The following is a 25560-nucleotide window of genomic DNA, read 5'->3' as shown; positions in this document are numbered from 1 at the left end:
CCTAGGACACGAGGCTCCAGGCGAGTTCGGCACGCTCGCGTGCCGCCTTGCCCATCTTGATCGATTCGGGATTTGCGGCATTGCCGCCCAGCCCGCGGCGGTAGACGCCCTGGGCAATCGCTGCGAGCCGAAACAGCGAGAAAGCGAGGTAGTAGTTCCAGTGCGGGATCGAGGCGCGGCCCGTGCGCCGGCAATAGGCGGCGACGTACTCTTCTTCCGTCGGCAGGCCGAGCTTGGCGAAATCAACCGTGGCGTAGCCGTGCGGCGGCTCCTTCAGGTGATAGCCGAGACAGTTGTAGGCGATGTCGCAAAGCGGGTGGCCGAGCGTCGACAGCTCCCAGTCGAGCACGGCGACGATGCGCGGCTCGGCGGGATGGACGATGAGATTGCCCAGCCGATAGTCGCCATGGACGATGCCGGTGGGGTCGCCGTCGTCGGGAATGTTCTCGGGCAACCAGGCCGAGAGCTTGTCCATCGCCGGGATATCCTCGGTCTTGAGCTCGGCGTACTGCTTGCTCCAGCGTCCGACCTGGCGGGCGATGTACTGGCCGCTGCGACCATAATCGCCGAGGCCGACCTTCGCCGGATCGACCTTGTGCAGGCGGGCGAGCACGTCGTTCATCGAGTCGAAGATGGCTGCGCGGTCGGCGGGAGTCTGGCCGGGCATCGAGGGATCGATGAGGATGCGGCCTTCGACGGCATCCATGACGTAGAACATCTGACCGATGACTGAGTCGTCGGTGCAGAGCAGCCGGGCGCGCGCCACCGGGACGTCGGTACCGGCAAGCGCCGAGATCACGCGATATTCGCGATCGACCTGGTGCGCCGAGGCTACGAGCTTGCCCGGCGGTTTCTTGCGCAGCACGAAGTCCTGCCGCTTGCCCGTCGATATCTCGGCCGAGACGAAGAAGGTCGGATTGGAATGGCCTGAGTCGAACTGCCGGACGTCCAGACCGCCGCGATAGCCGTCGAGATGAGCCGTGAAATAGCGATCGAGCGAAGCGATATCGAAGCGATGGCGCTCCATGACGGGAACGGTATTGGCGTAGGTCGACATGCGCCGAACCTAGGGGCGGCGACGCGGTTTCGGCAAACGTCCGGTCCCGCAGGGAGGAATGGATTTTCGGAAAGGACGTGTTCCGCCAGGATGCGTGTCGATTGGCGGAGTTTCAACGACGCAGGGTGATGAAACCGGCAGCGGCCGCCACGCCCCACACGCCGCCGACGATGGCCAGCGCGCTCGCGGCATCGAGATGGCGTTCGAGCACGACGTAGGCCGCGAACGTGAAGCAGGCGCTACTCACCGCCAGCGCCGCGCCGATGCCCAGCGCCAGCAGCACGCGGTTGATCGCCTGGTCGGCAGCCGCACGCAGAGAGCGGGCCGCAGAGAAAGTGGCCGCGGCCCGCAGAAGAGCGTTGATCATGGAAGGTTGCGCGGAGGGTTGTCCCTTACTTCCGGCCGCCTTCCTAGGAGCGACGACAAAGATAACCTGCCAGGAAGCCGATGCCGATGATCGCTGCGACGGTCGTCAGCGGACGGGTTTCGGTCTGCTCGATCAGGGTATCGGTCGCCTTGTTCTTCAGGTTGATCGTATCCTGGGCGACGGCCTTGGCCGTGTCGCCATACTTGGCGATCAGGGCGCGCGCCGACTTGAGCGTTTCCTCGATCGCTTCTTCGCCGCGGGCCGCAATCGACTGGCCGGTACCGCTCATCGATTCCGTCAGCTCCTCGAGCTGCGTCTTCAGCAGGGCGATTTCCTTGGCGAGGTCCTTGCCGTTGTGATGGCTGGCTGCACGCATAATGGGTCCTCCGAGGCTGCAGGGCGGGTTGGGCATCTCGGTGACAAAACGCTTTGCAGGGGCGTAGGTTGCAGTCGCAGGGCGGACCGTTCAGCCGTCCCAGACGTTGGCCGGCATTGGCAGACGGGCGAAATCGGCATCGCCGAGCGGGCGCTGGAACGACACGCCCTCGCGCTCCAGCAACATCATCCATTGCCGAACGTGCTGGCCCGAGTGCCAGGTCGTCCGTTCGAGCAATTCATGCAGGCTTTGCGCGCCATAGTAGGTGGCAAGCGATCGGGACGGATCGGTGTCGCCATCCGCACGCCAGGCGCGGAAGCGACCTCGTATGGACGCGCCGTAGTCGACGAGCGCCCCGTGCCCGGCATCGGGTGCCGGCTCCTCCCGGAACATCGCCTGGACCAGTGTGATGCCTTGCTCGGCGTCGAGGAAGGCATCGACCACCTTGAACAGATGGAAGGCCAGCGCGCGGTAGCTGCGCGGCCGGCCGGGCACATGGATGTGCAGGCGCTCCGCCGGCATCAGCGGCAACAGCGCGAGGGCCGCGCTCATGAACTTGTCGAGGCGCCGGCTGAGTTCGTCCGCCGAGAGGGCGGGGCCTGCCTTCTCGGCAAGCCCGAGGAAGGCCACGATCTGCGGCAGGCTCTGGCCGAACACGAAGTCCTTGCCGCGCGACAGCACCGGCACGGATCGCACGCCGAGCGCCTGCAGCTCAGCCAGGCCGGCCGGATCCTCGAGTACATTTACTGAAACGAAGTCGATCCCACGGACCGATAGAAACTCCTTGAGTCTCAGACAGCTCGTTCAACCGGGCTGCCAGAAGACCTTCAGTGGCTCCGTCATGCTTGCTCTCCTGCTCAGGGTTTCTTGTGGCAGACGACGCAGATCTTGTTGCCGTCGAGGTCGCGCACATAGGCGCCATAGTAGTCGGGATGATAGTGCGGCCGCAGACCCGGCGCGCCTTCGTCTTTCGCCCCGGCGTTCATGGCGGCCTTGTAGGCCGCGTCTACGCTGCCACGGTTGTCGGCTTCAAGACCGATGGTGACGCCATTGCCGACCGTGGCCGCCTTCTCGTCGAGCGGGTTCAGCACCCAGAGCTGCGGCCGGCCACCGGGACGGCCATACCCGACCGCCGTCGGGAACTCGAGATGACGCACCAGGCCGAGCGGCTTCAGCAGCTCGTCGTAGAAAGATTTCGCCTTCGCGAGATCGTTGCTGCCGATGGTGACGTGGCTGAACATCCCTGATTCCCCTTCCGGCATCTATGCGCTTACAGCGTCGGCCTCAGACCGAGCCCCTGCAAGGTCGCCTGCCACTTCTTCATATGGGCGGCGAGCCGCTCGCCGCAGGCGGCCGGCGTGGAGGTCTCCACCTCGAGGCCCAACTGGGAGAGCCGCTCGATGACTTCCTTGTCCTTCAGCACGGCGGTGAGGGCCTGATTCCAGGCATCGACCAGAGGCGGCGGCGTGTTGGCGGCGGCGAAGAAGCCATACCACTCCTCCATCGTCAGACCCGGATAGCCGGCCTCCGCCGCGGTCGGCAGGTCGGGCGCCACCGAAACTCTCTTGGAACCGGAGGTGGCAAGGATGCGCAGGCGGTTGCCGCGATGCGCGACGAGGAAGGAGGTGAGTCCGGCGACACCTGCTGGCACCTTGCCGGCCTCCATGTCGGCTACCAGCGGCGCGGTTCCGCGAAAGGCCTGGCCTTCCATCGGCACGCCGAACTCGCGGCTGAGCAGGCGCGTGTAGTACTGCAACATGGCATCGGTTGCCGTGGTGCCGACCTTGTTGCGTCCCGGCTCGCCGGCCTTCAGCCATTCGACATATTCCGCCACGGTCGAAACGTCGACCTTGGGCGAGACGGCGAAGGCTTCGACGAAAGTGCCGGCGATCGTGATCGGCGCCAGGTCGGTTAGCGGATCGATTGGATAAGTCGGCACGAAGAGCTTCGCGATCAGCGAAGGGCTCGGCATGAAGGCGACCATGCTGCCGTCGGTACCGCCAATCTTCAGCGCTTCGCCGGCGGCAGCCCCCGTACCTCCCGGACGATTCTCGACGGTGATCCTGCGTCCGACGCGCCGCTCGAGTGCGGCGGCGATGAGACGGGCCATGACGTCTGAGCCACCGCCTGCCGCGAAGCCGATGATGATGCGCAGCGCTCGATCGGGCAGGCCCGTCTGCGCGTGAACGAGTGCCGGAGCCACAAGTGCCGCGCCAAGTATCGATCGGCGGCGAAGAGATTTCGTCGATGTCACCACGATCCGAGGATGCCGCAGGTCATGTGTCCGCGGCAAGACATAGACGCTTCAACGACATGTGCCGGGGCGCGGCAAACCGAAATGATCGCGTAACGTCTTGCCTTCATAGGCGCTGCGGAAAAGTCCGCGCTTCTGTAGAAGCGGCACGACTTCGGTGACGAAGACGTCCAGCATCGAGGGCAGCAAGGGCGGCATCAGATTGAAGCCGTCGGCAGCGCCGTCGTTGAACCAGTCCTCGATCAGGTCGGCGATCTGCTCGGGTGTGCCCGCCGTGGTGAAGTGGCCGCGCGCGCCGGCGAGATAAGCGAGAAGCTGGCGTAGCGTATATTTCTCGCGACGGACCAGACCCACGATCACTTCGGTTCGGCTGCGCGCCGCCTGCACGGCGCTGGGATCGGGAAAGTCCTCGGCCGTCAGCGGCCGGTCGAGCGGAAGGTGCGAGAAATCATGGCCGCCGAAGCGGCCGCTCAGCCGCTTGCGTCCGACCTCGGGGTCGGTGAGTTCGTTGAGATCGCGTGCCAGGCGCTGGGCTTCGGCCTCGGTCGAGGCGATGACAGGGCTGAGACCCGGCAGGATCAACACGTGCTCGGGCTTGCGTCCCTCGGCAGCGGCAAGCGCCTTCAGGTCGGCGTAGAAATCCTGCGCCGTCTTCTTCTCCATCTGCGCCGTGAAGACGGCCTCGGCATGGCGGGCCGCGAAGCGGCGCCCGGTATCGGAGGAACCCGCCTGCACGAACACCGGACGGCCCTGCGGGCCGCGGGGCATGTTGAGTGGCCCGGCGACGCGATAGTATTTGCCCTCATGATTGATCGGCCGGATGCGATCGGCATGGGCATACTGACCGCTCGCCCGATCGTCGAGCACGGCATCGTCGGCCCAGCTGTCCCACAGCGCCTTCACGACCTGGACGAATTCCTCGCCGCGCTCGTAGCGTTCGTCGTGGCTGACGAGGCTCTCGCCGCCATAGTTGCGCGCCGCGGCGGCCAGCCAGGACGTCACGATGTTCCAGCCGACCCGACCGCCGCTGATATGGTCGAGCGAGCCGAACTGGCGGGCGAGGTTGAAAGGCTCTGAATAGGTCGTCGACGCCGTCGCGATCAGGCCGATATGGCTGGTCGAGCCGGCGATGGCGCCGAGCGTCGTGATCGGTTCGAGCCAGGTGCTGGCGGCGTGCGCCACCGTGTCCATCAACGCCAGGGTGTCGGCGAGGAAGATCGAGTCGAACAGACCGGCTTCGGCGCGACGCGCGAGATCGCGAAAATACTCGACGTCGGTCAACGCCAGCGGCGAAGAGTCGGGATGACGCCACGAGGCTTCGTGATGGCCGCGGCTCTGGATGAACAGATTGAGGTGGAGCTGTCGCTTCATCCCCTCACTGTGCCGCGGGCGCGTAGACGGCGGCAAGCTGGCGGGACACCAGGCGAGCGTAGAGTCCGCCACGCGAGAGAAGCGAAGCGTGTGTTCCGCTTTCCGCTACGCGGCCTTCGTCCAGCACCACGATCAGATCGGCGTCGCGCACGGTCGAAAGGCGGTGGGCGATCACGATGGTGGTGCGATCGGCCTTGAGCACGTCGAGGGCGCGCCGCACGGCCTGTTCGTTCACCGCATCGAGATGCGACGTCGCCTCGTCGAGGATGAGGATCGGTGCATCCTTGAGGAAAGCGCGGGCGATGGCGACTCTCTGGCGCTGGCCGCCGCTGAGGCTGGTGCCGCGCTCGCCGACCGGCGAGTCGAGACCTTCGGGCAGGGCGGCGACGAGTTCGCCGAGCGAGGCATGTTCGATGGCGGCCTGCAGCTCGGAATCCGTGGCCTCGGGCCGGGCGATCAGGATGTTGGCGCGCAACGTGTCGTTGAACAGGTAGGTATCCTGCGCGACGAGGGCCACGAGGGCGCGCAGGGCGTCGAGCTTGTAGTCCTTGAGATCGGCGCCGTTCAGCAGGATGCGGCCGGAGTCGGGATCCCAGAAGCGCATCAGCAGTTGCGCCGTCGTCGTCTTGCCGGCGCCGGACGTCCCGACCAGGGCCACGGTCTTGCCGGCGGGAATGTCGAAGCTGACATCGCTCAGCGCGCGGCGCGTCTGGCCCGGATAGGTGAAGGTCACTTTCTCGAGCGAAAGCGCGGCGGCCCCGCGCGCGACGGGCACGCCCGGGCCGTCGCGCACCGGGATCGGCTCGTTGGCCAACGCATAGACGCGGCGTGTCGCGCCCAGCGTGTCGGCAAGCTGGCGGCCGATCTGCGCGATCTCGGACACCGGCAGGAAGGCCGCCATCGCCAGGATGGTCATCAGCGGCAGCAGGCCAGGATCGAGCGCACCCTGCGCCGACAGGACAGCACCGACCACGACGACCGCCAGGCCGCCAAGGCCGGTCAGCACTTCGAGGATCGCGTGCTGGAGCGTGAGTTCGCTGAAGAAGGGCAGGCGCAGCGAGATATGGCGCTGCGAAAGCTGGTCGAGCTTGTCGCCACGCGGCTTCTCCTGCTGGAAGGCCACGATCTCGCCCAGACCTTGCACCGAGTCCACGGCAAAGGCGCCCAGTTCGCCGGCAGCCTCGCGCGCCTCGCTGCCGAGCCTGTCGACACGCTTGCGCATCAGGAAGGGGCTGAGGCCCACCGCCAGCAGGAACGGCACCAGGGCGACCGCCAGCCAGCCATTGGCCGTGGCAAGGGCTGCGACCACGACGGCCGGCACCAGGATCGCGACGAAGGCCGGCGCCACGGTGTGGGCGAAGAAGTATTCGACCAGCTCGATATCGTGGGTGGCCAGCGCCATCAGGTCGCCGGTGCGGCGGCGCGTGAGATAGGCCGGCGCCAGCGCATCGAGCTTGCGGAAGGCGTCGATGCGCATTTCGGCCAGCAGGCGGAAGGCCATGTCGTGCGCCAGCCAGGATTCCAGCCAGTGCAGCAGGCCGGAGAGCGGCGCCAGGATTGCGAGTGCAATGGCGAGCCCGCCATAGGGCTCGTGGTTCTTGAGCGCGAGCACGATCAGCGCCGACAGCACGCCGATGCCGATGAAGGCCACGACCCTCAGCACGCCCAGGATGAAGGTGGCGGTGAGCTTGCCCTTCCACGGCATGATCACCTTCATCAGCGCCGCGACCACCTGATACCAGGTGAGGCCCTCGGCCTTGATGATGCCTTCGGTCACCGGCTTCACCGCGCCGCCCGGCGTATTGGCGACGGTCTCGGCGCGGGCCGGGGCGTCGATCATGTCGGCGGCCGCACCGACCTGCTGCTCGCGCGCCTGCTCGGCCATCAACCGGGCATAGACGCCGCCCTGGTTCATCAGCGGCCCATGCTTGCCTTCCTCGGCGACATGGCCGCGGTCGAGCACCAGGATGCGGTCGCAATCGATGACGCTCGACAGCCGGTGCGCCAGGATGATCGTCGTGCGGCCCTGCATCAGCCGGTCCAGCGCTTCCTGGATCACGGCCTCGTTCTCCGCGTCGACGGCGGAGAGCGCTTCGTCGAGCACCAGGATCGGCGTGTCGCGCAAGAGAGCACGGGCGATCGCCAGACGCTGGCGCTGGCCGCCCGAGAGCTTGATGCCTTTCTCGCCAATCACGGTCTGGTAGCCCTGCGGCAGGCTCAGGACGAATTCGTGGATGTTGGCGGCGCGTGCCGCGTCCTCCATTTCCGCCTGCGATGCGGCCGGCTTGCCGAGCCGGATGTTCTCCTCGACCGTGCCGTGGAACAGGAACGTGTCCTGGTTCACCACCGAGATCAGGGAACGGATCTGTGCGAAGGAAAGCGAACGCAGGTCGTGCCCGCCCAGCAGGATGCGTCCCTCGTCGGGATCGTAGAAGCGCAGCAGCAGGCGCACGATCGACGATTTGCCGCCGCCCGAAGAGCCGACCAGACCCAGCCGCTCGCCGGCCGCCGCGGTGAAGGTGAGGTTGTCGTGCACGGTGCGGCGTGTGCCGGGATAGGCGAAGCGCACGTTCTCGAAGGCGATGGTGGGGGCCAGCACCGAGCTGAGCGCCGCAGGCGGCGCATCGGCCACGGAAGCCTGGTCGTCGAGAATGCGATAGATGCCTTGCGCCGCGGAGAGGCCGACCATGCCCTGGTGCAGCACGGAGCGCAGCTCGCGCATCGGCCGGAAGATTTCTACGCCCAGCATCAGGATGACCAGCAGGGCGGTGAGCGACATGGCGCCGGCTTCCACGCGCGAGGCGCCGTAGATCAGCGCTGCAGCTGCGCCGCCCGCTATCGACGTATCGGTAATGCCGCGCGCCAGCGAGTTGGTGCCCAGCACCCACATGGTGCGGCGGAAGAGATCGCGCGCCTCGACTTCGAGCTTGTCGGCGCGCGCCTTGCCCTGGCCGAAGGCCTTGAGCGTCGCGAGGCCCTGGATGGAGTCGAGGAATTCGGCGGCGAAGGACTTGTACGCCGTCATGCGCGCGATCGAGGCGCGCACGTCCCATTTGTGCCAGAGCGCGGGGGCGAACAGGGCCAGCAGCGCAAAGCCCAGCATCACCGCCGCGACCGGCAGGTCGATGAAGGCGACGACGACGAAGATCAGCAAAGGCGACAGCAATGCGATCATGAACTGCGGCAGGAACTGGCCGAAATAGGTTTCGAGCTGTTCGACGCCGTCGATCATGGAAAGCGTGAGTCCGCCGGACCGCTGGCGACCGACCGTGCCGGGTCCGAGCGAGGCCACCTTGTCGTAGAGCGTCCGGCGCAGCGTCTTCTGAACCCTCGCCGCCGTTTCGTGCGCCATCACGGCGCGCCAGTGCTCGGCCGCACCGCGCAGCACCATGACGATGGCGATCAGCACCACCGGCAGCACCAGCTCCTGCAGGGGCTTGCCGGCGAAGACCTGGCCGATCAGCCAGCCCAGCAGGGCGAGGCGGGCAATGCCCAGGCCGACGCCCAGCAGGCCGACGGCGACGGTTGCCGCGATGCGGGCGCGGACGCCCCGGGTGAACACGAGCAGGCGCGGTTCGATATGCATGGTGGAATGCTAGGTCGAACATCCTTATTCGTCAGTCCACAATTCGGAAAAGTCCCTGTACAATTTTGTACATGACTCCCAACTGGGACGATCTCCGCATTTTCCTGGCTCTGGCGCGCGAAGGCACGCTCACCACGGCGGCCCGGACGCTGGGCGTCAGCCATCCCACCGTGTCGCGCCGGGTGGCCGTGCTCGAAAGGCAGATCGGTGCCCGCCTGTTCGAGCGGCTGCCCGATCGCTTCGTGCCGACCAGCGCCGGCGAGGAGCTGCTGGCCGATACCAAGGCGATGGAAAAGGCCGCCCAATCGATCCATCGTCGCAGCGCGGGTCTCAGCGATACCGTGAGCGGCACGGTGCGGCTCTCGGCCGGCGAGGCGATGGCGGCTTTCATCGCCCGTCACCTCGCCGAGCTGCGTGAAAAGTTGGAGCAGATCGAATTCGAGGTGGCGGCGAGCCATACGCTCGCCAACCTGTCGCGCCGCGAAGCCGATCTCTTGATTCGCGAGCAGGTGCCGGAGGTCGGCGACATCGTGGCGCGCAAGCTGGGCCGCGTCGCCTATGCGATCTACGCGGCCCGCGATTTCCCGGTAGGTCGCCCCGCCAGGGTCGATCCGGTGGCAGCCCTCGTCGACCATCCGTGGCTGGGCTTCGACGACGACCATGGCTATATGCCGGGCCAGCAATGGCTGCTCGAGCGGCTGGCCGGTCGACGGCTGGCGGTGCGCGGCAACAACTGGCTTGTGCTGCACGAGGCGACGCGCGCCGGCGCCGGCCTTGCCGTACTGCCGTGCTTTCTCGGCGAACCGGACCCGGCCCTGAAACGCGTGGGCGACATTATCGCCGATGTCTTCGCCGACCAGTGGCTCCTCGTGCACCGCGATCTGCGCGCGCTGCCGCGGGTGCGCGCCGTCATGGACGCCGTGATCGACCTTTTCCATCGCGAACGGCCGCTGCTCGAAGGCAAGGCTTAGTACACGCACCGCAGCGCGAGCCTGGCTCGACGCACCTGCTCGTATCGTGGAAGGCGGCGCGCGATCGACCTTCATTCCGCAGCGGATACCCGACAAGCTTTCGGACGATCTCAACAATAGGAGTGAAACGTCCGTGAGTATAAACAGGCGTCGTTTCGTAGGCGGTGCGTCGGCGTTGGCGGGATTTGCCGGCACCAGGGCAGCCCTCGCGCAGAAGAAGTATTCCGACGGTGTCACCGACACCGAGATCAAGCTCGGCCATACCGGACCCTATAGCGGTCCGGCTTCGGCCTACGGCACCATCGGCAAGGGCATCGAAGCCTACTGGAAGATGGTCAACGATCAGGGCGGCATCAACGGCCGCAGGATCAACTTCATCACCTACGACGATGGCTTCTCGCCGCCCAAGACGGTCGAGATGGTGCGTAGGCTCGTGGAGAACGACAAGGTTTTCGCGACCTTCCAGACGCTCGGCACGGCGTGCAACACCGCCATCCACAAATTCATGAACCAGAAGAAGGTGCCGCAGCTCTTCGTCAGCACCGGCGCGTCGAAGTGGGGTAATCCCAAGCAGTATCCCTGGACCATCGGCTGGCAGCCCGACTATGTCACCGAAAGCGCTATCTATGCCAAGCACATCCTTGACCAGCACAAGGGCGAGAAGATTGGCATCCTCTGGCTCAACGACGATTCGGGCAAGGATTACGTCTCGGGCTTCATGAAGGGTCTCGGCAAGGAGAACGAGAAGCTGGTCGTCGCCAACGTGAGCTACGAGGTGACGGATCCCACGGTCGAAAGCCAGATCATTCAGCTTAAGAGTTCCGGCGCCACGGTCTTTTTCTGTCATGCCACGCCCAAGCATGCGTCGCAGGCGATTCGCAAAGCAGCGGACATCGGCTGGAAGCCGGCCTTCTATCTCGTCAACGTTTCGATCTCGGTCGATTCGGTGCTGAAGCCTGCGGGCTTCGAGAACTGCCAGGGCATCATCACGGCGGCCTACTACAAGGATCCGACGGACCCGCAGTGGGCCAAGACGCCGGACTTCGTGCAATGGAAGGCCTTCATGGACAAGTACATGCCGGGCGCCAACCAGAGCGATGCCTTCTACACCTATGCCTATGCCGTCGCGGCAACGATGCAGGAAGTGCTGAAGCGCTGCGGCAACGAGCTGACGCGCGAGAACCTGATGAAGCAGGTCGCCAGCATGAAGGACGTCGAGATCCCGCTGTTGCTGCCGGGCATCAAGCTCAACACCAGCGCGACGGACTTCTATCCCATCCAGTCGATGCAGTTGCAGCGCTTCGAGGGCGATACCTGGAAGCTGTTCGGCAACGTGATCACCAGCGACGCCGGCTGAGCGATCATCCCCGGGCACACGCCGCGACGGCTTCGAGCGCCGCCGCGGCGTGAACGGGATCGTGGGCAAGCTCGGCCAGTTCCGACAGCCGCCAGACATTGTTGAGCAAGGCCACACGCTCGCGATCAAGGGGGCGGCCGGTGAGGGCTTCGTACGCGGTCACGATCCGGGTCGTGAGGTCGCCTGCAATCAGGTTGGAATAGATGAACTCCTGATGGAGCGGGCCGAAGCCCGAATCGCCGAAATCGTAGAGGCCATTCAGGCGCCGGTGCACATGGTCGAACGCCATGTTCCAACCATGGCCGTCGAAGAAGCCGTAGATCGTACCATGGGGGTCGACGGGCAGGTCTTGCCAGGCAGCGACGGTTCGCTTGGCGTAGACGCGAAGCTCACCAACAAGCACCGGCCAGGTTCGTTGCAATATCTCATCAGGCGGCAGCCAGGCCTTGATGGATGTGGCGCCGGCCGACGCCATGTCATTCACCGGCAGCCGGTGCAGCTCGGCATAGAAGAGAGCGAGGTCGCAGGCCAGGCGCTGGCGATCTCCCTCGGGTAACTTCTCGTACTGCACCGTTGGGAGGTGCTCGCCCGCGATCTTGTCGTGGCGCGAGAACAGCGTCGACGACATGCCATGCAGGGTGAGGTGGGGAACGGGCAGTGAGACGGCCGAGCGCACGATGTCGAGTACGCTCGCCTCGACGACCAGGCGTCGGCGCGCCTCCTCATGACGCGGGAACTTGAAGATCAGGCGGTCGTCGACATCGACGGCGACACTGTCCCAACCTTGCGTCAGGAGCCTGAACGACGCGGATTCGTGCTCGGGAAACGCGCCGACGATCGCGGCGCGCATCTCCTCCAGAGTCACCTAGCCGGCGACTTGCCGGATGCCGCCGCGCGGGTGGCCGGCTTCGATCTCCTGCCACAGGACTTCGTGGCCCTTGGGCAGGGGGCGGTTGTTGCGCATGGTCAGCCAGAGCCGCATCAGCATCCGGTCCTTGCCGCTCGCCGCATTGTCCTCGAACGGCGTGCGACCGTGATAGGTGACGTGGCTGTTGATCAGCTGCAGGTCGCCCGGTTCCAGGGTCATCTCGAAGCAGAGCTCCTCGGCCGTCTGCATCAGCATATCGATCGCCTCGCGCTGGGCGTCGGTGAGCTTCGGCACGTTGGGCGCCAGCTGCGCGGCTTCGATGAAGGTCAACGAATAGTGCGAGGTGAACTTGCCGTCGCGCAGGCCGAAGATCGGCAGCGGGTAGGCCGTTTCCTTGGTCGTCCCTTCGCCATCCTTGGTCGTGCCTTCTTCGCCGAAGCGGCTGCGCCAGTAATCCTGGAACAGCACGTCGAGCAGGTCCGGTCGGCGTTCGAGGATGGCGTTATGAATGGCTGGCGTGCTGGCGAGCTTGCTGACGCCGCCGGCAAGGGCCTGGCGGACGCAGAGCAGGCCGACCACGTCGGTGCGGTCGGTATGGAAGCGCAGGCCGCCATTGGTCAGGGTGCGGGCGTAGGAAGAGAGGAAGGTCGAGCCCTTCTCGTCCTTGGTCTCGCCGTAGGTCCGGCCGACATGGGCGCCCTCGTCGCGGATGAGGCGCATCAGCTCGCCGGAACGGTTCTGGAAGACGGGCGTGCCGATATGCGTGCCGACGGCGAAGTAGAGGCGACGCAGATCTTCTTCGCTGTAGCGGTCGACCGGGAAGCCCTTCAGCTTGACGATACCGCATCCATTCTCAAGTTCGTCGGCGATGTCGTCCCACAGCTCACCGAGCGTCGGCAGCCAGACGTCTTCGGCCCTGATCTCCGACCATTCCATGCCGCGCAGCCCCTTGAGCGCGGCGTCGAGTTCCTCGACGGCATCGGCGGTCAGCTCGCGGATCCAACGCTTGGAGTCCTTGATGTCCTTGCCGTGCCAGACGGAGGGACCAGTGAGGGGCGCGCGATGGCTAGCGGGGGTGGTCATGGGGGCGATTTTATCCTCCCCGAGCCGGGCCTCGCGCAAGAGGTCTAGACCAGAGATTTGCGCATGTTGATGGAAGTTGGATAGTCGAAGCCGGGATGCGCCTCGCGCGAGATTTCCCCGTAGCCGAGCGACCGGAAGAGGCGTTGATTGTCGGTGAGAACGACGCGCACGCCGAGGCGCACACCGGACAGGCCGCGTCGCCGGGCTTCGGCTTCCACGGCGTCGATCAGCCGTCGCGCGAGTCCCGTGCCGCGCGCCTCTGGCAGCACGGCGAGCCGGCCAAAGTAAAGGTCGCTCTCCATCTCGTGGATCATCACGCAACCCACCATCTCGCCGTTTCGCTCCGCGACGATGGCGCCGGCGCCGCTGGCCAGCTCCGCCGCAATCGCTTCGGCGGTTTCCCCGAACGCGCCCGACTCCGGAACGAGCCTGCCGCGATACTGTTCGAAGGCCGCGGCGATGGTGGCCGCGATCTTTGCCGCATCGGCAAGGGTTGCCGCGCGCAGGACAAGAGTATCGCTCATCCGCTTCTTCTCGCGTAGGCTCGCGGCAAAATCGAGAGGGAATGACGGATGGCCTTGATCACCTACCTGACACGCATTCAATTCGACTTCGGCGCGCTGAAGCTGCTGGACGCCGAATTGCAGCTCCTCGGCATCCGCCGGCCGCTGGTCGTCACCGACAAGGGCGTCATCTCGGCGGGGCTGTGGGCCAAGGTGAAGGACCAGCTTCCGGGCAACATGCCGCTCACCCTCTACGACGGCACGCCGGAAAACCCAACCGAAGCGGCGATGCGCGATGCGCTCAAGATCTACAAGGACGAAGGCTGCGACGGCATCATCGCCATCGGCGGCGGTTCGCCGATGGATCTCGCCAAGGCGGTCGCCCTGATGGCGACCCATCCCGGCACTTCGCTGCAGCCCTATTCCTTCGTCGAAGGCGGGGCAGGCAAGATCACCGCGGCCGTGGCGCCGATCGTGGCCATTCCCACGACTTCGGGCACCGGCAGCGAGGTGAGTCGTGGCGGCGTCATCATCATGGACTCCGGCCGCAAGCTCGCCATCGGCAGCCCTTATCTCATTCCGAGGCTGGCGCTGATCGACCCGGAACTCACCTTGAGCCTGCCGCCGCATCTCACGGCGGGCACGGGCATGGACGCCTTCACGCACAACATCGAATGCTTCCTGGCCAACGTCTTCAATCCGCCGGCCGATTCGATCGCGCTCGATGGTCTGGAGAAGGCGTGGAAGTACGTCGAGCGTGCGACCAAGGACGGGCAGGACCGCGAGGCGCGTTACAACATGGCGATGGCCGCGATGGAAGGCGCCATGGTTTTCCAGAAGGGGCTGGGCGCCGTGCACGCGCTCAGCCATCCGACCGGCGGCCTCAAGGGCTACCGGCTGCACCACGGCACCTTGAACGCGATCTACCTGCCGGCCGTGCTGCGCTTCAACGAGCCCGCGGTCGGCGAGAAGTTCAAGAAGGTGGCGCAGGTCATGGGGCTGCCCGAAAGCGAGGGCAACGCCGAGGGCGTGGCGAACGCAGTCGCCGGCCTCAACGAACGACTCGGCATTCCCAAGGGACTGGGCGCCATGGGGCTGGCGCAGGGCGAGGTCGAGAAGATCGCCGACGGCGCGATGGGCGATCACTGCCATCTCTCGACGCCGCGCCAGCCGACCAAGGCGCAGTATGTCGAGCTGATCGAGCAGAGCTGGGGCTAGCGGGGACGGACATGAAAATCAAATGCAAGGTCTGCGTCGTTACCGGCGCTGCGGGTGGCATCGGCGAGGCGATCGCGCGGCGGTTTGCCCAGGAGGGCGCCAAGGGCGTCGTCGTGGCCGACATGGACGCCGGCCGCCTCGATAAGGTCGCGAAGGATATCGGCGCGCTGGCGGTGGCGGGCGATATCGGCAAGGAAGCCGAGGTGAAGCGTTTGATCGCCGAAGCCGAGAAGACGTTCGGCGAGGTCGATGTCTTCTTCTCCAATGCCGGCATCGGCCGCGGCGGTCACGAGGATGCGACGGACAAGGACTGGGCCGATTCGTGGGCGATCCACGTCATGGCGCACGTCTATGCCGCGCGGGCGCTGGTGCCGCAGATGCTGAAGCGCGGCGAAGGCTACCTGCTCAATACCGCGAGTGCCGCCGGCTTGCTGGCCTCGATGGGCTCCGCGCCCTACGGCGTCACCAAGCATGCCGGCGTGGCGCTGGCCGAGCATCTTTCCATTCAGTACGGCGATCGCGGCATCCGCGTCTCGGTCCTGTGCCCGCAGGCCGTCGACACCAACATGCTGCGCATGGCCGGCGCCACGGCTGCGTCGGTCGACGGCGTGCTCAATACCGAAGCTGTCTCGCAGAGCGTGATCGAAGCGATGGACGAGGAACGCTTCCTGATCCTGCCGCACGCTGAGGTGAAGGATTACATGGCACGCAAGCTCGACCGCGACCGCTGGCTGCGCGGCATGCGCCGCCTGCGCGACAAGACTGGAGAAGGGCAAGGCAAGCGGGCGTGATGCGTCAATGTCATTGACCGCGAGCGGCAGATCGTCGAAGGTCCACGCTGCATGAAACGACTGGCGACGCTTCGACTTACGTGCTGACCCGCCGCTCCTGACGAGCCGCGGGCCGCTGTCGTTCGTCCGCCTCCTGCTCGAAGTCGTTCCTCATGCTCCCCTATATCCAGTCATTGTTTGCCGAGACCGGCCTGTGGACCGCGATCGGCGTCACCCTCGTTGCCGGCCTGATGCGTGGCTTTGCCGGTTTCGGCTCGGCCATGCTGATGGCGCCGATCTTCGCGATCCTGTTCGGCTCGGCCGAGATGGTCGTGACCGTGGTCGCCATCGAACTCGTGGTCTCGCTGCAGCTCTTTCCGCAGGTCCGCAGGCATGCCGACTGGAAGGTGCTGACGCCCATGAGCATCGCGGCCTGTGCCGCCATGCCGCTTGGTGTCTGGCTGCTGGCGAGCGTCGACAAGAACACGATCGTGACGGCGGTCTCGGCGGTCATCGTGGCCTTCGTCGTCCTGATGTGGACGGGGTGGAAATATCACGGCAAGCGCTCGACCGTGGCGACGGTGATCGTGGGCTCGCTGTCGGGCGCGATGATGGCCACGACCAGCGTCGGCGGGCCGCCGGTGCTGCTCTATCTGCTCTCCGGCAAGGATCCGCCCGAGGTCAATCGCGCCAATATCGTCACCTACTATTTCCTCACGCAGTTCCTGCTGATCGTCATCGTACTGGCGACGGGGGTGGCCGGCGTCGACGCGCTGGTGCGGGCAGTCGTGCTGTTCCCGGTCATGGCGGTGGGCGCCTGGGCAGGGGGACGGCTATTCCATGGCCTTGCCAGCGAGCGGCTCTACCGCAACGTGGCACTGGCCATCTTGTTCGCGACCGGCCTCTTTGGGCTCCTGCGGCAGTGGCTGGTCGGCTGAAATACCGGAGCAGTCCGTGTATGATGCAGGCCTTCCTTTGGAGACTCCCATGCGCGTGATCGCCTCAGTATCCGGTGTTGCCCTCGCCGCGGGCTTGACGATGAGCCTGTCGACCGTTGCTCGCGCCGACGATCTCATGCGCGAATGCATGGTCACGGCCTCCCAGAAAACCTGTGAGTGCATCATTGCGCGCATCCCGGCAGATCAGCGGGAGAACGCGATCCTGGGCTTGCGCAAGTCGAACCAGTCGGTGAGCGTCAGCGGCAACCTGCTGAACCCCTCGCAACTGTCGCCTCAGGAAATGCAGGGCCTCAACGCCGTCGTCGCGGCCCAGGCCTACTGCATGTAGGCTGGACGATCCGTTCGCCGGCCGGCGTTTTCCGCGGGCTGCATGAACGAAAACGGCGCGCATCGCTGCGCGCCGTTCGTCTCGCCACAACGCCGGTCTCCCGGCGTTTTATTGGTCGGAGTGAGAGGATTCGAACCTCCGGCCCCTAGCTCCCGAAGCTAGTGCTCTACCAGGCTGAGCTACACTCCGTCAGAAACGGAGACACCCCGCGCGGCGAGGGCGGGTTTATAGCCGCCGCCCCCTGCGGTCGCAAGGGCCGTGCCGGGCCGCTATAGTCGCGCAGGCCGACGCCGGCTGGGGGAGAAAGATGGCAAAGAACAAACAGTTGAAGATCGCCCTGATCGGCTATGGCGCCATCGGCCAGATGCTGTTCGACGTGTTTCGCGAAAAGAAGCCGCCCATCGACATCGTCGGCGTGCTGGTCCGGCCGGGCCGGGTCAAGGCGACGCAGAAGGCCGTCGGCAAGAAGGTCGCCGTCGTCGATACGCTGAAGGCGCTCCTGAAACTGAAGCCGGACGTCGTGGTCGAGGCCGCCAGCCAGCAGGCGGTGCGCGACTGGGGCGAGGAGATCCTGAAGAAGGGGATCGATTTCATGGTGATCGCGACCGGCGCCTATGGCGATCCGGTTCTGTGGCGCAAGCACGTGAAGGCCGCGGAAAAGAGCGGTGCCCGGCTGCGTCTGCCGTCGGGGGCCATTGCGGGCCTGGACGGCCTGCTGGCCATGCGGCTCGGCAAGCTGGAGCGTGTGAAGTACACCTCGATCAAGCCGCCGCATGCCTGGAACGGCACGCCCGCGGAAAAGGAGTTCGATCTGCCGGCGATCAAGGAGCCGACGGTGATCTTCCGCGGCAAGCCTGCGGATGCCGGCCGCCTCTACCCGAAGAACGCCAATCTCGCGGTCACGGTGGCGCTCTGCGGCGCCGGGCTCGACCGTACCGAAATCGAGCTGGTGGCCGATCCCACCCTGCCGCCCGGCACCAACGCAAGCCGCCTCGAGGTCGTCTCTGATTCCGGCGAGCTGAAGCTGGAGCGTCTGGGCCGCGCCATGCCGGACAATCCCAAGACCGGCGTGCTCACGGCGCTGACCATGGCCGACGATTTGATGAAGATGGTGCGTTCCAGCGACTGGTAGCGAACGCCGTCACGTCGCCGCCGCTTCGGCCGCGGCCTCGGCGGCGAGAAAGGCGCGGAAGGCCGCAAGCCTGGGATCACTGGCGCGCGCCTGGGGATAGACGAGGTGAAACTCGCGCTTGCTGCGATGGGTGAAGGAGAGTGGCCGCACGAGCCGCCCCAGCGCCAGGTCTTCCGCTACCAGGCAGCCCACGCCCATCGCCACGCCGACGCCTTCAATGGCGGCCTGGAAGGCGAGACTCATCGTCTCGAAGCGGGGGCCGCGCGCGCCGTTCACGCCGGTAGCGCCTGCAGCCTGCAGCCAGCGCGGCCAGTCGTCGGGCCTCGGGTCGGAGTGGATCAGGACGTGATGGCGAAGGTCGGCGGCGTCGCGCAGCCGCGCGGCAAGGGCCGGACTGCAGACAGGAAAGACCTCGACGGCCGCCAGCCAGACCGCGCCATGGCCTGGCCAATTGCCGTCGCCGATGCGGACGGCTGCATCGAAGCCGTCGCGGGCGATATCGACCGGCGCGAGGGAGGTCGTGAGCTGCAGGTCGATGGCCGGGTGCATGTCGTGGAACCGCCGCCAGCGCGGCATCAGCCAGCGCATGGCGAAAGTCGGATAGGCGCAGATGGCCAGCGGTCCGTGCGGGTCGCGGCCGCGCAACTGCTCGGTCGCGAGGCCCAGCCGGTCGAAGGCCTCCTGCACCTGCCTTGCATAGACCTGGCCGCGCGCCGTCAGTTCGACCGCGCGGTTGCCGCGCGTGAACAGGCGGACACCGAGCGACGCTTCCAGCGCCTGGATCTGTCGGCTCACAGCGCCGGGCGTGACCGCGAGATCGGCTGCGGCACGGGCGAAGTTCAGGCGCCGGGCCGCGGCATCGAAGGCGCGCAGGGCGTTGAGGGGCGGGAGGCGGGGGATCATCGGCAGGTTTGAGTTGAGGAATAGTCAACTCCAGATTACCGATAACTCGATTTGTGAACCACTGTTTATGGCGCAAGTTCCTCCGGAATTTTCTCAAGGGGACGTGCATGAACACCCTGACAAAGATGACCTTCGAGCGGCCGATGTCGCGCTCCGACCTCATTGCTCCGGATTGCCGTGGCCTCAACTTCTGGTCGATCGATCGCTCGGTGCAGGATCTGCTGTCGCTGCACCTCGATCCTGCTGCCTTGGCGCACTTCACGCCGCATTTCGAGCGGTTGGGCGAAGTGGCCGGCAATCGGCTCGACGAGCTGGCGCTGCAGGCCGACAAGCGCACCCCAATCCTGCATTTCCGCGACCGCTTCGGGCGCGACGAGGACTGGGTCGAGTATCACCCAGCCTATCGCGAGATGGAGCAGATCGGCTTCGGCGAGTTCGGCCTGCATGCCATGTCGCACAAGCCGGTGCTGGGCTGGCACGAGCCCGTGACACCGCTGGTGAAGTACGCCTTCCAGTACATCTTCGCGCAGGCGGAGTTCGCGCTGCTCTGCCCGCTCTCGGTCACCGACACCTCGACCATGCTGATCCAGAAGTACGGCGACGAGGCGACCAAGAAGCGCTTCGTCGACCGCATGATTACGCAGGACATGAGCCAGCTCCTCAAGGGCGCGCAGTTCATGACCGAGAAGGCCGGCGGCTCGGATGTCTCGGGCAATGCGCTCACCGCACGCCAGGTCGGCGATCACTGGGAGCTGTGGGGCGACAAGTGGTTCTGCTCCTGCGTCGATCACGACGTGATCCTGCTGCTGGCGCGCTGCGAAGGCGCACCCGCCGGCAATGCCGGCCTCTCGATCTTCGCCATGCCGCGCCGCCTCGATGACGGCAGCCGCAACCGCTACCGGGTCGTGCGGCTCAAGGACAAGATGGGCTCACGCTCCATGGCCGCCGGCGAGACCATCATGGAAGGCGCCGTCGCCTACCTGATGGGCGAGCAGGGCCGCGGCCTGAAGCACATGATGGATCAGGTGAACCTGTCGCGGCTCAGCCATGGCTTCCGCGCTGCCGGCATGATGCGCCGCTGCCTCAACGAGGCCCTGCAGGTCGCCCGCCACCGCACCACGTTCGGCCGCACGCTGATCGACCATCCGATGGCACGGCGCCAGCTGCTGAAGCTGATGCTGCCGACCGAGCAGGCGCTGTCTGTAGGCCTCGCCGCGGCCGTGGCGATGACGCAAGGCAACGAAGCCGAGCTGCGCATCCTGACGCCGATGCTGAAATATCGCGCCAGCCGCGACAACGTCGCGGTGGCGACCGGCGCGATGGAAATGCGCGGCGGCAACGGTTTCATCGAGGATTGGGGCAATGCCAAGCTGGTGCGCGACGCCCATCTCGGCCTCCTGTGGGAGGGCACGTCGAGCGTCAACGCGCTCGACATCGTGCGCCGTGCCGTCGGCAAGGACCGTGCCCACGAGGCGTTGGCCGCAGCCCTGCACAAGGATATCGGAACTGCACCGATTCCCGGCCAGTTCCGCGGCCGCGTTGCCCAGCTTGTCGATCGCGCCGTCGACTTCGCGGAGAAGGTGTCGAAGCAGCCGGAAGCCGAGGCCTCGTGCCGCAAGGCCGCGAGCGGCCTCTATCACGCGACCAGCGCTGCGCTGATGGCGGCGGAGGGCGCACGGCTCGGCGAAAAGGGGGGCGACGCCCGCCGCCTGCTGCTGTCCCGCCTGGTCATCGATCATCGGCTGGGCAATGCCGATCCGTTCGGCCTGCCGGACCATCGCGCCGAAGACGCGATGACGGCGGCGCTGCTCGACGATCGCGTCGTGACCATGGACCGCGCCATGGAACTCCTCGGCGGCTGAATTCAGGAAGGATTGGAAGAAATGACTCACACTTTTCGCCGGCGCTGGCTGCTTGGCGCTGCTGCTGCCTCGTTCGCCACGCCGTTCCTCGCTCCGGCTGCTTTTGCGCAGGACAAGTACCCCAAGGGACCCATCAAACTGGTGCTGGGTTTCGCGCCCGGTGGCATCACCGACATCCTGGCGCGGCTCACGGCCGCCCGGCTTGAGGCGGCTCTCAAGACCCAGGTGATCGTGGACAACCGACCCGGCGCGGGCGGCAATATCGGCGCGGCGACCGTCGCCCGGTCGACCCCGGATGGCTACACGCTGTTCTTCGGCGCGCTGGGAACTGCCGTCACCAACCAGTTCATCTATGCCAACATGCCGTTCGACACGGCCAACGACTTCGTGCCCGTCGCGCTGGTCGCCAGCGTCCCCAACGTCTTGCTGGTTCACAAGGACGTGCCGGCCAAGACGATCCAGGAGCTGGTTGCCTTGGTGAAGTCCAAGCCCGGCGAGATGACCTATGGTGCGGCCGGCCTCGGCAGCTCCACGCATCTTGCCATGGAGCTGCTCAAGACCGAGACCGGCATGCAGATCGAGAACGTGCCCTACAAGGGAAGTGCGCTCCTGCAGCAGGACCTGCTGGCGGGCCGTATCCCGGTCGCCATGGACAGCATTTCGATCCATCTGCCGCACATCCGCAGCGGCGCGGTGCGGGCTCTGGGCGTGACTTCGCCGACGCGCGCGCCCGACCTGCCCGACGTGCCGACGATCGCCGAGGCGGCCGTGCCGGGCTACGACGCGGTGGTCTGGCTCTATGTCGCGGCGCCGGCCAAGACGCCGCCGGAGATCGTCAAGCTCCTGAGCAATGAGATCGTCGGCGCCGTGAAATCCGACGAAATGCAGACGAAGATGCGTTCGGTCGGCGCGATCCCGATGCCGGGCTCGTCCGAAGAACTCGCCCGGCACATCAGCGCCGAAACCGTGCGCTGGAAGAAGATCGTCGACGCGGCCGGCCTCAAGCCGGAATAGGCGACGCCTAGTTGCGGTGATGGCCGCGCATGCCGGCCATCATCCCGCGCGGACGGTCGAACACGGCCTTCTGGTCGGCCGTGAGGGTATTGTAGAGCGCCGTGAGCGAAGGCTTCACGGCCTCGATGGTGGCGATGCGGGCCTTCATCGCCTCTTCCTCCATCGTCAGGCGCTGGAGGTAGTCCGGCCGCTCCTTCATCTCGGTCGGCAGGGTGGCGCAGCGCGCCATCGACTTGGAGCTGGCCTCGTCGGCTGCCTTCTCGAAAGCGTTCCAGGCGGCCATCTGCTCGGGCTTCAGGTCGAGCCGGGCCTTGATATAGGCGCGATCGCCGATCCGGCGGGCGACCATGTCCTGGCACATGGCGCGCGGCGAGGCCATGCGTTCGCCGCGCATCATCCGGTCGGCGCCAGGCGCTCCCGGCGTGGCCCCCGGTGCGCCGTGGGCGTGTGGCGCAGGCGGGGCGGCCTGCGCCAGTTGCATCGAACCGTCGGTGTCGAGCGCCAGGGCAGGGCCGGCAAAGGCCAGGCCCGCAGCAAGGACGACGGCAGCCGAAGCACCGAGAAGGAGAGGACGGAAGGTCATCGGAAACCTCATGCGGCAGAAGAGGATGTTCCGATGATACGAGCCGACGGCGCCGGACGTCCCCGGTCGCAGGGTTAATTTATGTAAAGTTCGGCCGCTGCTCGTCCATCCAGCGTGCGAATTCCGTCCGCTGGGCCTCGGTCATGTGCAGGCCTTCCTTGGTCCGGCGCCACAGCACGTCCTCGGCCTCGACCGCCCATTCGTCGCGCACCAGGTGGCGGACTTCGGCCTCGTAGAGGTGGCCGCCGAAGTGGCGGCCGAGGTCGGCGACGCTCTTCACGCCTTCCAGAAGGTCGTCCAGGCCCGAGCCGTGGCGGCGGGCCAGCACATGGACGAGATCCTTCGGCAGGCCGGGATAGGTGGCGCTGGCGCCGGCAACGAACAGCTCGAAAGCCTTCTCGAAGGTCGGGGCATCGGCCATCTCGCCATCGTAGACCGCGCGCGAATCGGTCCACGGCCCGCCCATCCGTGGGAAGTAGGGCTCCAGGTCCTTGAGCGCGTGCTCGGCCAGCCGCCGGTAGGTCGTGATCTTGCCGCCGAACACCGAGAGCAGCGGCGCCGTTCCGACCGCGCCATCGACTTCGAGATGGTAGTCGCGCGTCACCGCCGAGGGATTGTCGTCGCCGTCGTCGAACAGCGGGCGCACGCCGGAATAGGTCCACACCACGTCTTCCGGCCGTACCGGCTTCTGCATGTAGTGGCCGGCGATGTCGCAGAGATAGGTGATCTCCTCGGGGGAGCAGACGGGGGCTTCACCCGAATCGACGGCGATGTCGGTCGTGCCGATCAGCGAGAAGGAACGCTCGTAGGGGATGACGAAGACAATGCGGTTGTCGCTGTTCTGCAGGATGAAGGCGTGATCGCCTTCGTACAGGCGCGGCACGATGATGTGGCTGCCCTTGATGAGGCGAACGCGCTTGTTCGTCTTCACCTCGGTCTGTTCGTCGAGGAAATGCTTCACCCACGGGCCCGCCGCGTTCACCAGGCCGCGCGCCTGCAGGTGGACCGGGACGCCGCCAGGCCCTTCGAGCGTGATGTTCCACAGCTTGCCGTCGGCACTGCGCCGCGCCGAGACGCAGCGGTGGCGGGCAAAGATCCTGGCGCCCATCTCGCGGGCCGATTTCAGGTTGCAGATGACCAGCCGGGCATCGTCCACCCAGGCGTCGGAGTAGACGAAGCCCTTCTGGAAGGAGGGCTTCAGGCCGACGCCGAACTTGGAGGTCGGCAGGTCGACGGCGATCGACTTGGGCAGGGTCATGTGCCAGTCGAGATGGTCGTAGAGGAAGAGGCCGAGCCGCAGCATCCAGCGTGGGCGCAGATGCGGTTCGTGAGGAAGGACGAAGCGCAGCGGCCAGGAGAGGTGCGGCGCCTTGGCCAGCAGGACTTCGCGCTCCTGAAGCGCCTCGCGCACCAGGCGGAATTCGTACTGTTCCAGGTAGCGCAGGCCGCCATGGATGAGCTTGGTCGCCTTGGAAGAGGTGGCGCTTGCGAAATCGTTCATTTCGCAGAGGCCGACCTTGAGCGCCCGTCCCGCCGCGTCGCAGGCGATACCCGCGCCGTTAATGCCGCCGCCGACCACGAACAGGTCGAGCGGGCGGTCCCCCGTTTCATTCATCGGATACATATAGCCCGCTTGACCGAATTTCGCAGGAACCGCAAAAGGCCGCATGGGTCTCCTACTCAAGATCATCCTGTTTGGCGTGGCGCTGTACGGCCTGTGGAAGACGTTCCGGCACTGGAAAGGCCTGTTCGACCGCTTCGTCGGCAAGCCGGAAGTGCCGCCGCAGCGGCCTCCGGCGCCGCCGCCAGCCGCCGCCAACCCTCCGGCTCCTGCAGCCCCGGCGCGGAAAGTGGTGGTGGAGGATACGGTCCAGTGTGCCGGCTGCGGTGCCTATATTTCGACCGCTGCTGAAAAATGCGGCCATTGCGGTCGTCCGCGGCCATAAGGCCGCATCACGGCTCCATCCGGGAGCTATGCTTGACCGGGGTAGGGGTCGCACCTATTTTGCCGCACCGCAAAAACAGCCTTAAGTCGCGGAAAGACAAGGCCTTCTGAGCTTCGGGGAATACTGGTGTCCGACCCCTCACCAGCGCGTGCCAAGCCAACGTGCTTCCAGGAACTGATCCTGACTCTGCAGGAGTATTGGGCCCGCCAAGGTTGCCTGATCCTGCAGCCCTTCGACATGGAAATGGGCGCCGGCACCTTCCATACGGCGACCACCTTGCGCGCCCTGGGGCCGAAGCCCTGGTATGCGGCCTATGTGCAGCCCTCGCGCCGGCCGGGCGACGGTCGCTATGGCGAGAATCCCATGCGGCTGCAGCACTACTATCAGTTCCAGGCGATCCTGAAGCCGTCGCCGCCCGACATTCTGGAGCGCTACCTCGGCTCGCTGGAAGCGATCGGCATCGACACCTCCCTGCACGATATCCGTTTCGTCGAGGATGACTGGGAGAGCCCGACTTTGGGCGCCTGGGGCCTGGGCTGGGAAGTCTGGTGCGACGGCATGGAGATCACCCAGTTCACCTATTTCCAGCAGGTCGGCGGCATCGAGGTCGATCTGGTGGCCGGCGAGATCACCTACGGCCTCGAACGTCTGGCCATGTACCTGTTCGACAAGAAGTCGGTCTACGAGCTGCCCTACAATCGCGCCGACTCCGACGTGCCGCTGACCTATGGCGACGTGTTCCTGCAGAACGAGCGGGAACAATCGGCCTACAATTTCGAGCACGCCGATACAGAGATGCTGTTCCGCCACTTCGCGGATGCCGAGAAGGAATGCGGCAGGCTGATCGAGAAGAAGCTGCCGCTGCCGGCCTACGAGCAGTGCATCAAGGCTTCGCACAGCTTCAACCTGCTCGATGCCCGCGGCGTGATCAGCGTGGCCGAGCGGCAGAGCTATATCCTGCGCGTGCGCGATCTCGCTAAGGCCTGCTGCGAAGCGTGGCTGGCCACGCAGAAGAAGCCCGCTCCGAGCACGGCCGAAGGGGCTGCCTGAAG

25 protein-coding genes and 1 tRNA gene are annotated in these 25560 nt (G+C 66.0%); 11 read left to right on the top strand and 15 right to left on the bottom strand.

Going from position 1 to position 25560, the window contains the following annotated elements:
• Position 1: 1 nt before the first annotated feature.
• The 8 genes from BN60_RS17065 to BN60_RS17030 all read right to left on the bottom strand — a co-directional run bounded on the left by BN60_RS17065 (position 2) and on the right by BN60_RS17030 (position 9011).
• Positions 2-1057 (bottom strand): phosphotransferase, encoded by a 1056-nt coding sequence (locus BN60_RS17065; RefSeq protein ID WP_020697320.1) that lies wholly within the window; start codon positions 1055-1057, stop codon positions 2-4.
• Positions 1058-1169: 112 nt separating this feature from the next.
• Positions 1170-1424 carry a hypothetical protein gene (locus BN60_RS17060; protein ID WP_020697319.1) on the bottom strand — a complete coding sequence of 85 codons (255 nt, stop codon included), beginning with the start codon at positions 1422-1424 and terminating at the stop codon, positions 1170-1172.
• A 43-nt stretch (positions 1425-1467) separates the two neighbouring features.
• Positions 1468-1800, bottom strand: coding sequence for a hypothetical protein (locus tag BN60_RS17055; protein ID WP_020697318.1), 333 nt, complete (start codon positions 1798-1800; stop codon positions 1468-1470).
• Between the two features lie 90 nt (positions 1801-1890).
• Positions 1891-2595: a glutaredoxin domain-containing protein gene (locus BN60_RS17050; RefSeq protein ID WP_083856153.1), complete on the bottom strand. Its 705-nt coding sequence runs from the start codon at positions 2593-2595 to the stop codon at positions 1891-1893.
• A gap of 62 nt (positions 2596-2657) precedes the next feature.
• Positions 2658-3041, bottom strand: coding sequence for a VOC family protein (locus BN60_RS17045; protein ID WP_020697316.1), 384 nt, complete (start codon positions 3039-3041; stop codon positions 2658-2660).
• Positions 3042-3070: 29 nt separating this feature from the next.
• Entirely contained in the window at positions 3071-4003 is a 933-nt protein-coding gene (locus BN60_RS17040) for a tripartite tricarboxylate transporter substrate-binding protein (RefSeq protein ID WP_020697315.1), read from the bottom strand.
• A 102-nt stretch (positions 4004-4105) separates the two neighbouring features.
• Positions 4106-5425: an LLM class flavin-dependent oxidoreductase gene (locus BN60_RS17035; protein ID WP_020697314.1), complete on the bottom strand. Its 1320-nt coding sequence runs from the start codon at positions 5423-5425 to the stop codon at positions 4106-4108.
• 4 nt (positions 5426-5429) lie between these two features.
• On the bottom strand, positions 5430-9011 hold the full coding sequence (locus BN60_RS17030; protein ID WP_020697313.1) for an ABC transporter ATP-binding protein: 3582 nt from the start codon (positions 9009-9011) through the stop codon (positions 5430-5432).
• Positions 9012-9082: 71 nt separating this feature from the next.
• Here BN60_RS17030 and BN60_RS17025 point away from each other — a divergent pair, with 71 nt between their 5' ends.
• On the top strand, positions 9083-9982 hold the full coding sequence (locus BN60_RS17025; RefSeq protein ID WP_020697312.1) for a LysR family transcriptional regulator: 900 nt from the start codon (positions 9083-9085) through the stop codon (positions 9980-9982).
• A gap of 133 nt (positions 9983-10115) precedes the next feature.
• Entirely contained in the window at positions 10116-11339 is a 1224-nt protein-coding gene (locus BN60_RS17020) for an ABC transporter substrate-binding protein (RefSeq protein ID WP_083856402.1), read from the top strand.
• A 4-nt stretch (positions 11340-11343) separates the two neighbouring features.
• Here the strand turns inward: BN60_RS17020 and BN60_RS17015 are convergent, their stop codons facing one another.
• From BN60_RS17015 to BN60_RS17005, 3 genes are read right to left on the bottom strand one after another with little or no spacing between them, the layout of a single operon-like run.
• Complete coding sequence (locus BN60_RS17015) at positions 11344-12189, bottom strand: phosphotransferase family protein (RefSeq protein WP_020697310.1); 846 nt, start codon at positions 12187-12189, stop codon at positions 11344-11346.
• A gap of 15 nt (positions 12190-12204) precedes the next feature.
• Positions 12205-13290, bottom strand: a complete 1086-nt coding sequence (locus tag BN60_RS17010) for a TauD/TfdA family dioxygenase (RefSeq protein ID WP_020697309.1) — start codon at positions 13288-13290, stop codon at positions 12205-12207.
• 44 nt (positions 13291-13334) lie between these two features.
• On the bottom strand, positions 13335-13814 hold the full coding sequence (locus BN60_RS17005; protein WP_020697308.1) for a GNAT family N-acetyltransferase: 480 nt from the start codon (positions 13812-13814) through the stop codon (positions 13335-13337).
• Positions 13815-13862: 48 nt separating this feature from the next.
• Here BN60_RS17005 and BN60_RS17000 point away from each other — a divergent pair, with 48 nt between their 5' ends.
• The 4 genes from BN60_RS17000 (at position 13863) to BN60_RS16985 (ending at position 17068) form a co-directional block, all read left to right on the top strand.
• Positions 13863-15011 (top strand): iron-containing alcohol dehydrogenase, encoded by a 1149-nt coding sequence (locus BN60_RS17000; RefSeq protein ID WP_020697307.1) that lies wholly within the window; start codon positions 13863-13865, stop codon positions 15009-15011.
• Between the two features lie 11 nt (positions 15012-15022).
• Positions 15023-15802 carry an SDR family oxidoreductase gene (locus BN60_RS16995; protein WP_020697306.1) on the top strand — a complete coding sequence of 260 codons (780 nt, stop codon included), beginning with the start codon at positions 15023-15025 and terminating at the stop codon, positions 15800-15802.
• Positions 15803-15954: 152 nt separating this feature from the next.
• Positions 15955-16719: a sulfite exporter TauE/SafE family protein gene (locus tag BN60_RS16990; protein WP_020697305.1), complete on the top strand. Its 765-nt coding sequence runs from the start codon at positions 15955-15957 to the stop codon at positions 16717-16719.
• A gap of 49 nt (positions 16720-16768) precedes the next feature.
• On the top strand, positions 16769-17068 hold the full coding sequence (locus BN60_RS16985) for a hypothetical protein (protein ID WP_020697304.1): 300 nt from the start codon (positions 16769-16771) through the stop codon (positions 17066-17068).
• Positions 17069-17180: 112 nt separating this feature from the next.
• On the opposite strand, the gene BN60_RS16980 is transcribed toward BN60_RS16985, so the two are convergent.
• Positions 17181-17257 (bottom strand) — tRNA-Pro (locus BN60_RS16980).
• A gap of 118 nt (positions 17258-17375) precedes the next feature.
• Here BN60_RS16980 and BN60_RS16975 point away from each other — a divergent pair.
• A complete protein-coding gene (locus BN60_RS16975; RefSeq protein ID WP_020697303.1) occupies positions 17376-18200 on the top strand; it encodes an aspartate dehydrogenase in 825 nt (274 codons plus the stop codon).
• A gap of 9 nt (positions 18201-18209) precedes the next feature.
• Here the strand turns inward: BN60_RS16975 and gcvA are convergent, their stop codons facing one another.
• A complete protein-coding gene (gcvA, locus tag BN60_RS16970; protein ID WP_020697302.1) occupies positions 18210-19103 on the bottom strand; it encodes a transcriptional regulator GcvA in 894 nt (297 codons plus the stop codon).
• A gap of 107 nt (positions 19104-19210) precedes the next feature.
• Here gcvA and BN60_RS16965 point away from each other — a divergent pair, with 107 nt between their 5' ends.
• Together BN60_RS16965 and BN60_RS16960 are read left to right on the top strand one after the other, a co-directional pair.
• The gene (locus BN60_RS16965; protein ID WP_020697301.1) at positions 19211-20965 is read left to right on the top strand and encodes an acyl-CoA dehydrogenase family protein; all 1755 of its coding nucleotides are present in this window, start codon (positions 19211-19213) and stop codon (positions 20963-20965) included.
• Positions 20966-20986: 21 nt separating this feature from the next.
• Positions 20987-21979 carry a Bug family tripartite tricarboxylate transporter substrate binding protein gene (locus tag BN60_RS16960; RefSeq protein ID WP_020697300.1) on the top strand — a complete coding sequence of 331 codons (993 nt, stop codon included), beginning with the start codon at positions 20987-20989 and terminating at the stop codon, positions 21977-21979.
• Positions 21980-21986: 7 nt separating this feature from the next.
• Here BN60_RS16960 and BN60_RS16955 read toward each other — a convergent pair whose 3' ends face one another.
• Together BN60_RS16955 and glpD are read right to left on the bottom strand one after the other, a co-directional pair.
• Positions 21987-22562: a Spy/CpxP family protein refolding chaperone gene (locus BN60_RS16955; protein WP_020697299.1), complete on the bottom strand. Its 576-nt coding sequence runs from the start codon at positions 22560-22562 to the stop codon at positions 21987-21989.
• A gap of 79 nt (positions 22563-22641) precedes the next feature.
• The gene (gene glpD / locus BN60_RS16950; RefSeq protein WP_043285953.1) at positions 22642-24177 is read right to left on the bottom strand and encodes a glycerol-3-phosphate dehydrogenase; all 1536 of its coding nucleotides are present in this window, start codon (positions 24175-24177) and stop codon (positions 22642-22644) included.
• Positions 24178-24229: 52 nt separating this feature from the next.
• On the opposite strand from glpD, the gene BN60_RS16945 reads away from it, so the two are divergent.
• Positions 24230-24508: a hypothetical protein gene (locus BN60_RS16945; RefSeq protein WP_020697297.1), complete on the top strand. Its 279-nt coding sequence runs from the start codon at positions 24230-24232 to the stop codon at positions 24506-24508.
• A 123-nt stretch (positions 24509-24631) separates the two neighbouring features.
• Complete coding sequence (locus tag BN60_RS16940) at positions 24632-25558, top strand: glycine--tRNA ligase subunit alpha (RefSeq protein ID WP_051150146.1); 927 nt, start codon at positions 24632-24634, stop codon at positions 25556-25558.
• Positions 25559-25560 lie beyond the last annotated feature (2 nt).

Source organism: Reyranella massiliensis 521, assembly GCF_000312425.1.
GTDB lineage: Bacteria > Pseudomonadota > Alphaproteobacteria > Reyranellales > Reyranellaceae > Reyranella > Reyranella massiliensis.
The sequence above is the reverse complement of the archived record's forward strand: the minus strand, read 5'-3'. Positions and strand labels throughout refer to the sequence as shown.

Coding starts and splice junctions, on each gene's coding strand:
- BN60_RS17065 (WP_020697320.1), bottom strand. CDS start 1,057: ATGTCGACCTACGCCAATACCGTTCCCGTCATGGAGCGCCATCGCTTC.
- BN60_RS17060 (WP_020697319.1), bottom strand. CDS start 1,424: ATGATCAACGCTCTTCTGCGGGCCGCGGCCACTTTCTCTGCGGCCCGC.
- BN60_RS17055 (WP_020697318.1), bottom strand. CDS start 1,800: ATGCGTGCAGCCAGCCATCACAACGGCAAGGACCTCGCCAAGGAAATC.
- BN60_RS17045 (WP_020697316.1), bottom strand. CDS start 3,041: ATGTTCAGCCACGTCACCATCGGCAGCAACGATCTCGCGAAGGCGAAA.
- BN60_RS17035 (WP_020697314.1), bottom strand. CDS start 5,425: ATGAAGCGACAGCTCCACCTCAATCTGTTCATCCAGAGCCGCGGCCAT.
- BN60_RS17030 (WP_020697313.1), bottom strand. CDS start 9,011: ATGCATATCGAACCGCGCCTGCTCGTGTTCACCCGGGGCGTCCGCGCC.
- BN60_RS17025 (WP_020697312.1), top strand. CDS start 9,083: ATGACTCCCAACTGGGACGATCTCCGCATTTTCCTGGCTCTGGCGCGC.
- BN60_RS17015 (WP_020697310.1), bottom strand. CDS start 12,189: ATGCGCGCCGCGATCGTCGGCGCGTTTCCCGAGCACGAATCCGCGTCG.
- BN60_RS17010 (WP_020697309.1), bottom strand. CDS start 13,290: ATGACCACCCCCGCTAGCCATCGCGCGCCCCTCACTGGTCCCTCCGTC.
- BN60_RS17005 (WP_020697308.1), bottom strand. CDS start 13,814: ATGAGCGATACTCTTGTCCTGCGCGCGGCAACCCTTGCCGATGCGGCA.
- BN60_RS17000 (WP_020697307.1), top strand. CDS start 13,863: ATGGCCTTGATCACCTACCTGACACGCATTCAATTCGACTTCGGCGCG.
- BN60_RS16995 (WP_020697306.1), top strand. CDS start 15,023: ATGAAAATCAAATGCAAGGTCTGCGTCGTTACCGGCGCTGCGGGTGGC.
- BN60_RS16990 (WP_020697305.1), top strand. CDS start 15,955: ATGCTCCCCTATATCCAGTCATTGTTTGCCGAGACCGGCCTGTGGACC.
- BN60_RS16985 (WP_020697304.1), top strand. CDS start 16,769: ATGCGCGTGATCGCCTCAGTATCCGGTGTTGCCCTCGCCGCGGGCTTG.
- BN60_RS16975 (WP_020697303.1), top strand. CDS start 17,376: ATGGCAAAGAACAAACAGTTGAAGATCGCCCTGATCGGCTATGGCGCC.
- gcvA (WP_020697302.1), bottom strand. CDS start 19,103: ATGATCCCCCGCCTCCCGCCCCTCAACGCCCTGCGCGCCTTCGATGCC.
- BN60_RS16965 (WP_020697301.1), top strand. CDS start 19,211: ATGAACACCCTGACAAAGATGACCTTCGAGCGGCCGATGTCGCGCTCC.
- BN60_RS16960 (WP_020697300.1), top strand. CDS start 20,987: ATGACTCACACTTTTCGCCGGCGCTGGCTGCTTGGCGCTGCTGCTGCC.
- BN60_RS16955 (WP_020697299.1), bottom strand. CDS start 22,562: ATGACCTTCCGTCCTCTCCTTCTCGGTGCTTCGGCTGCCGTCGTCCTT.
- glpD (WP_043285953.1), bottom strand. CDS start 24,177: ATGAATGAAACGGGGGACCGCCCGCTCGACCTGTTCGTGGTCGGCGGC.
- BN60_RS16945 (WP_020697297.1), top strand. CDS start 24,230: ATGGGTCTCCTACTCAAGATCATCCTGTTTGGCGTGGCGCTGTACGGC.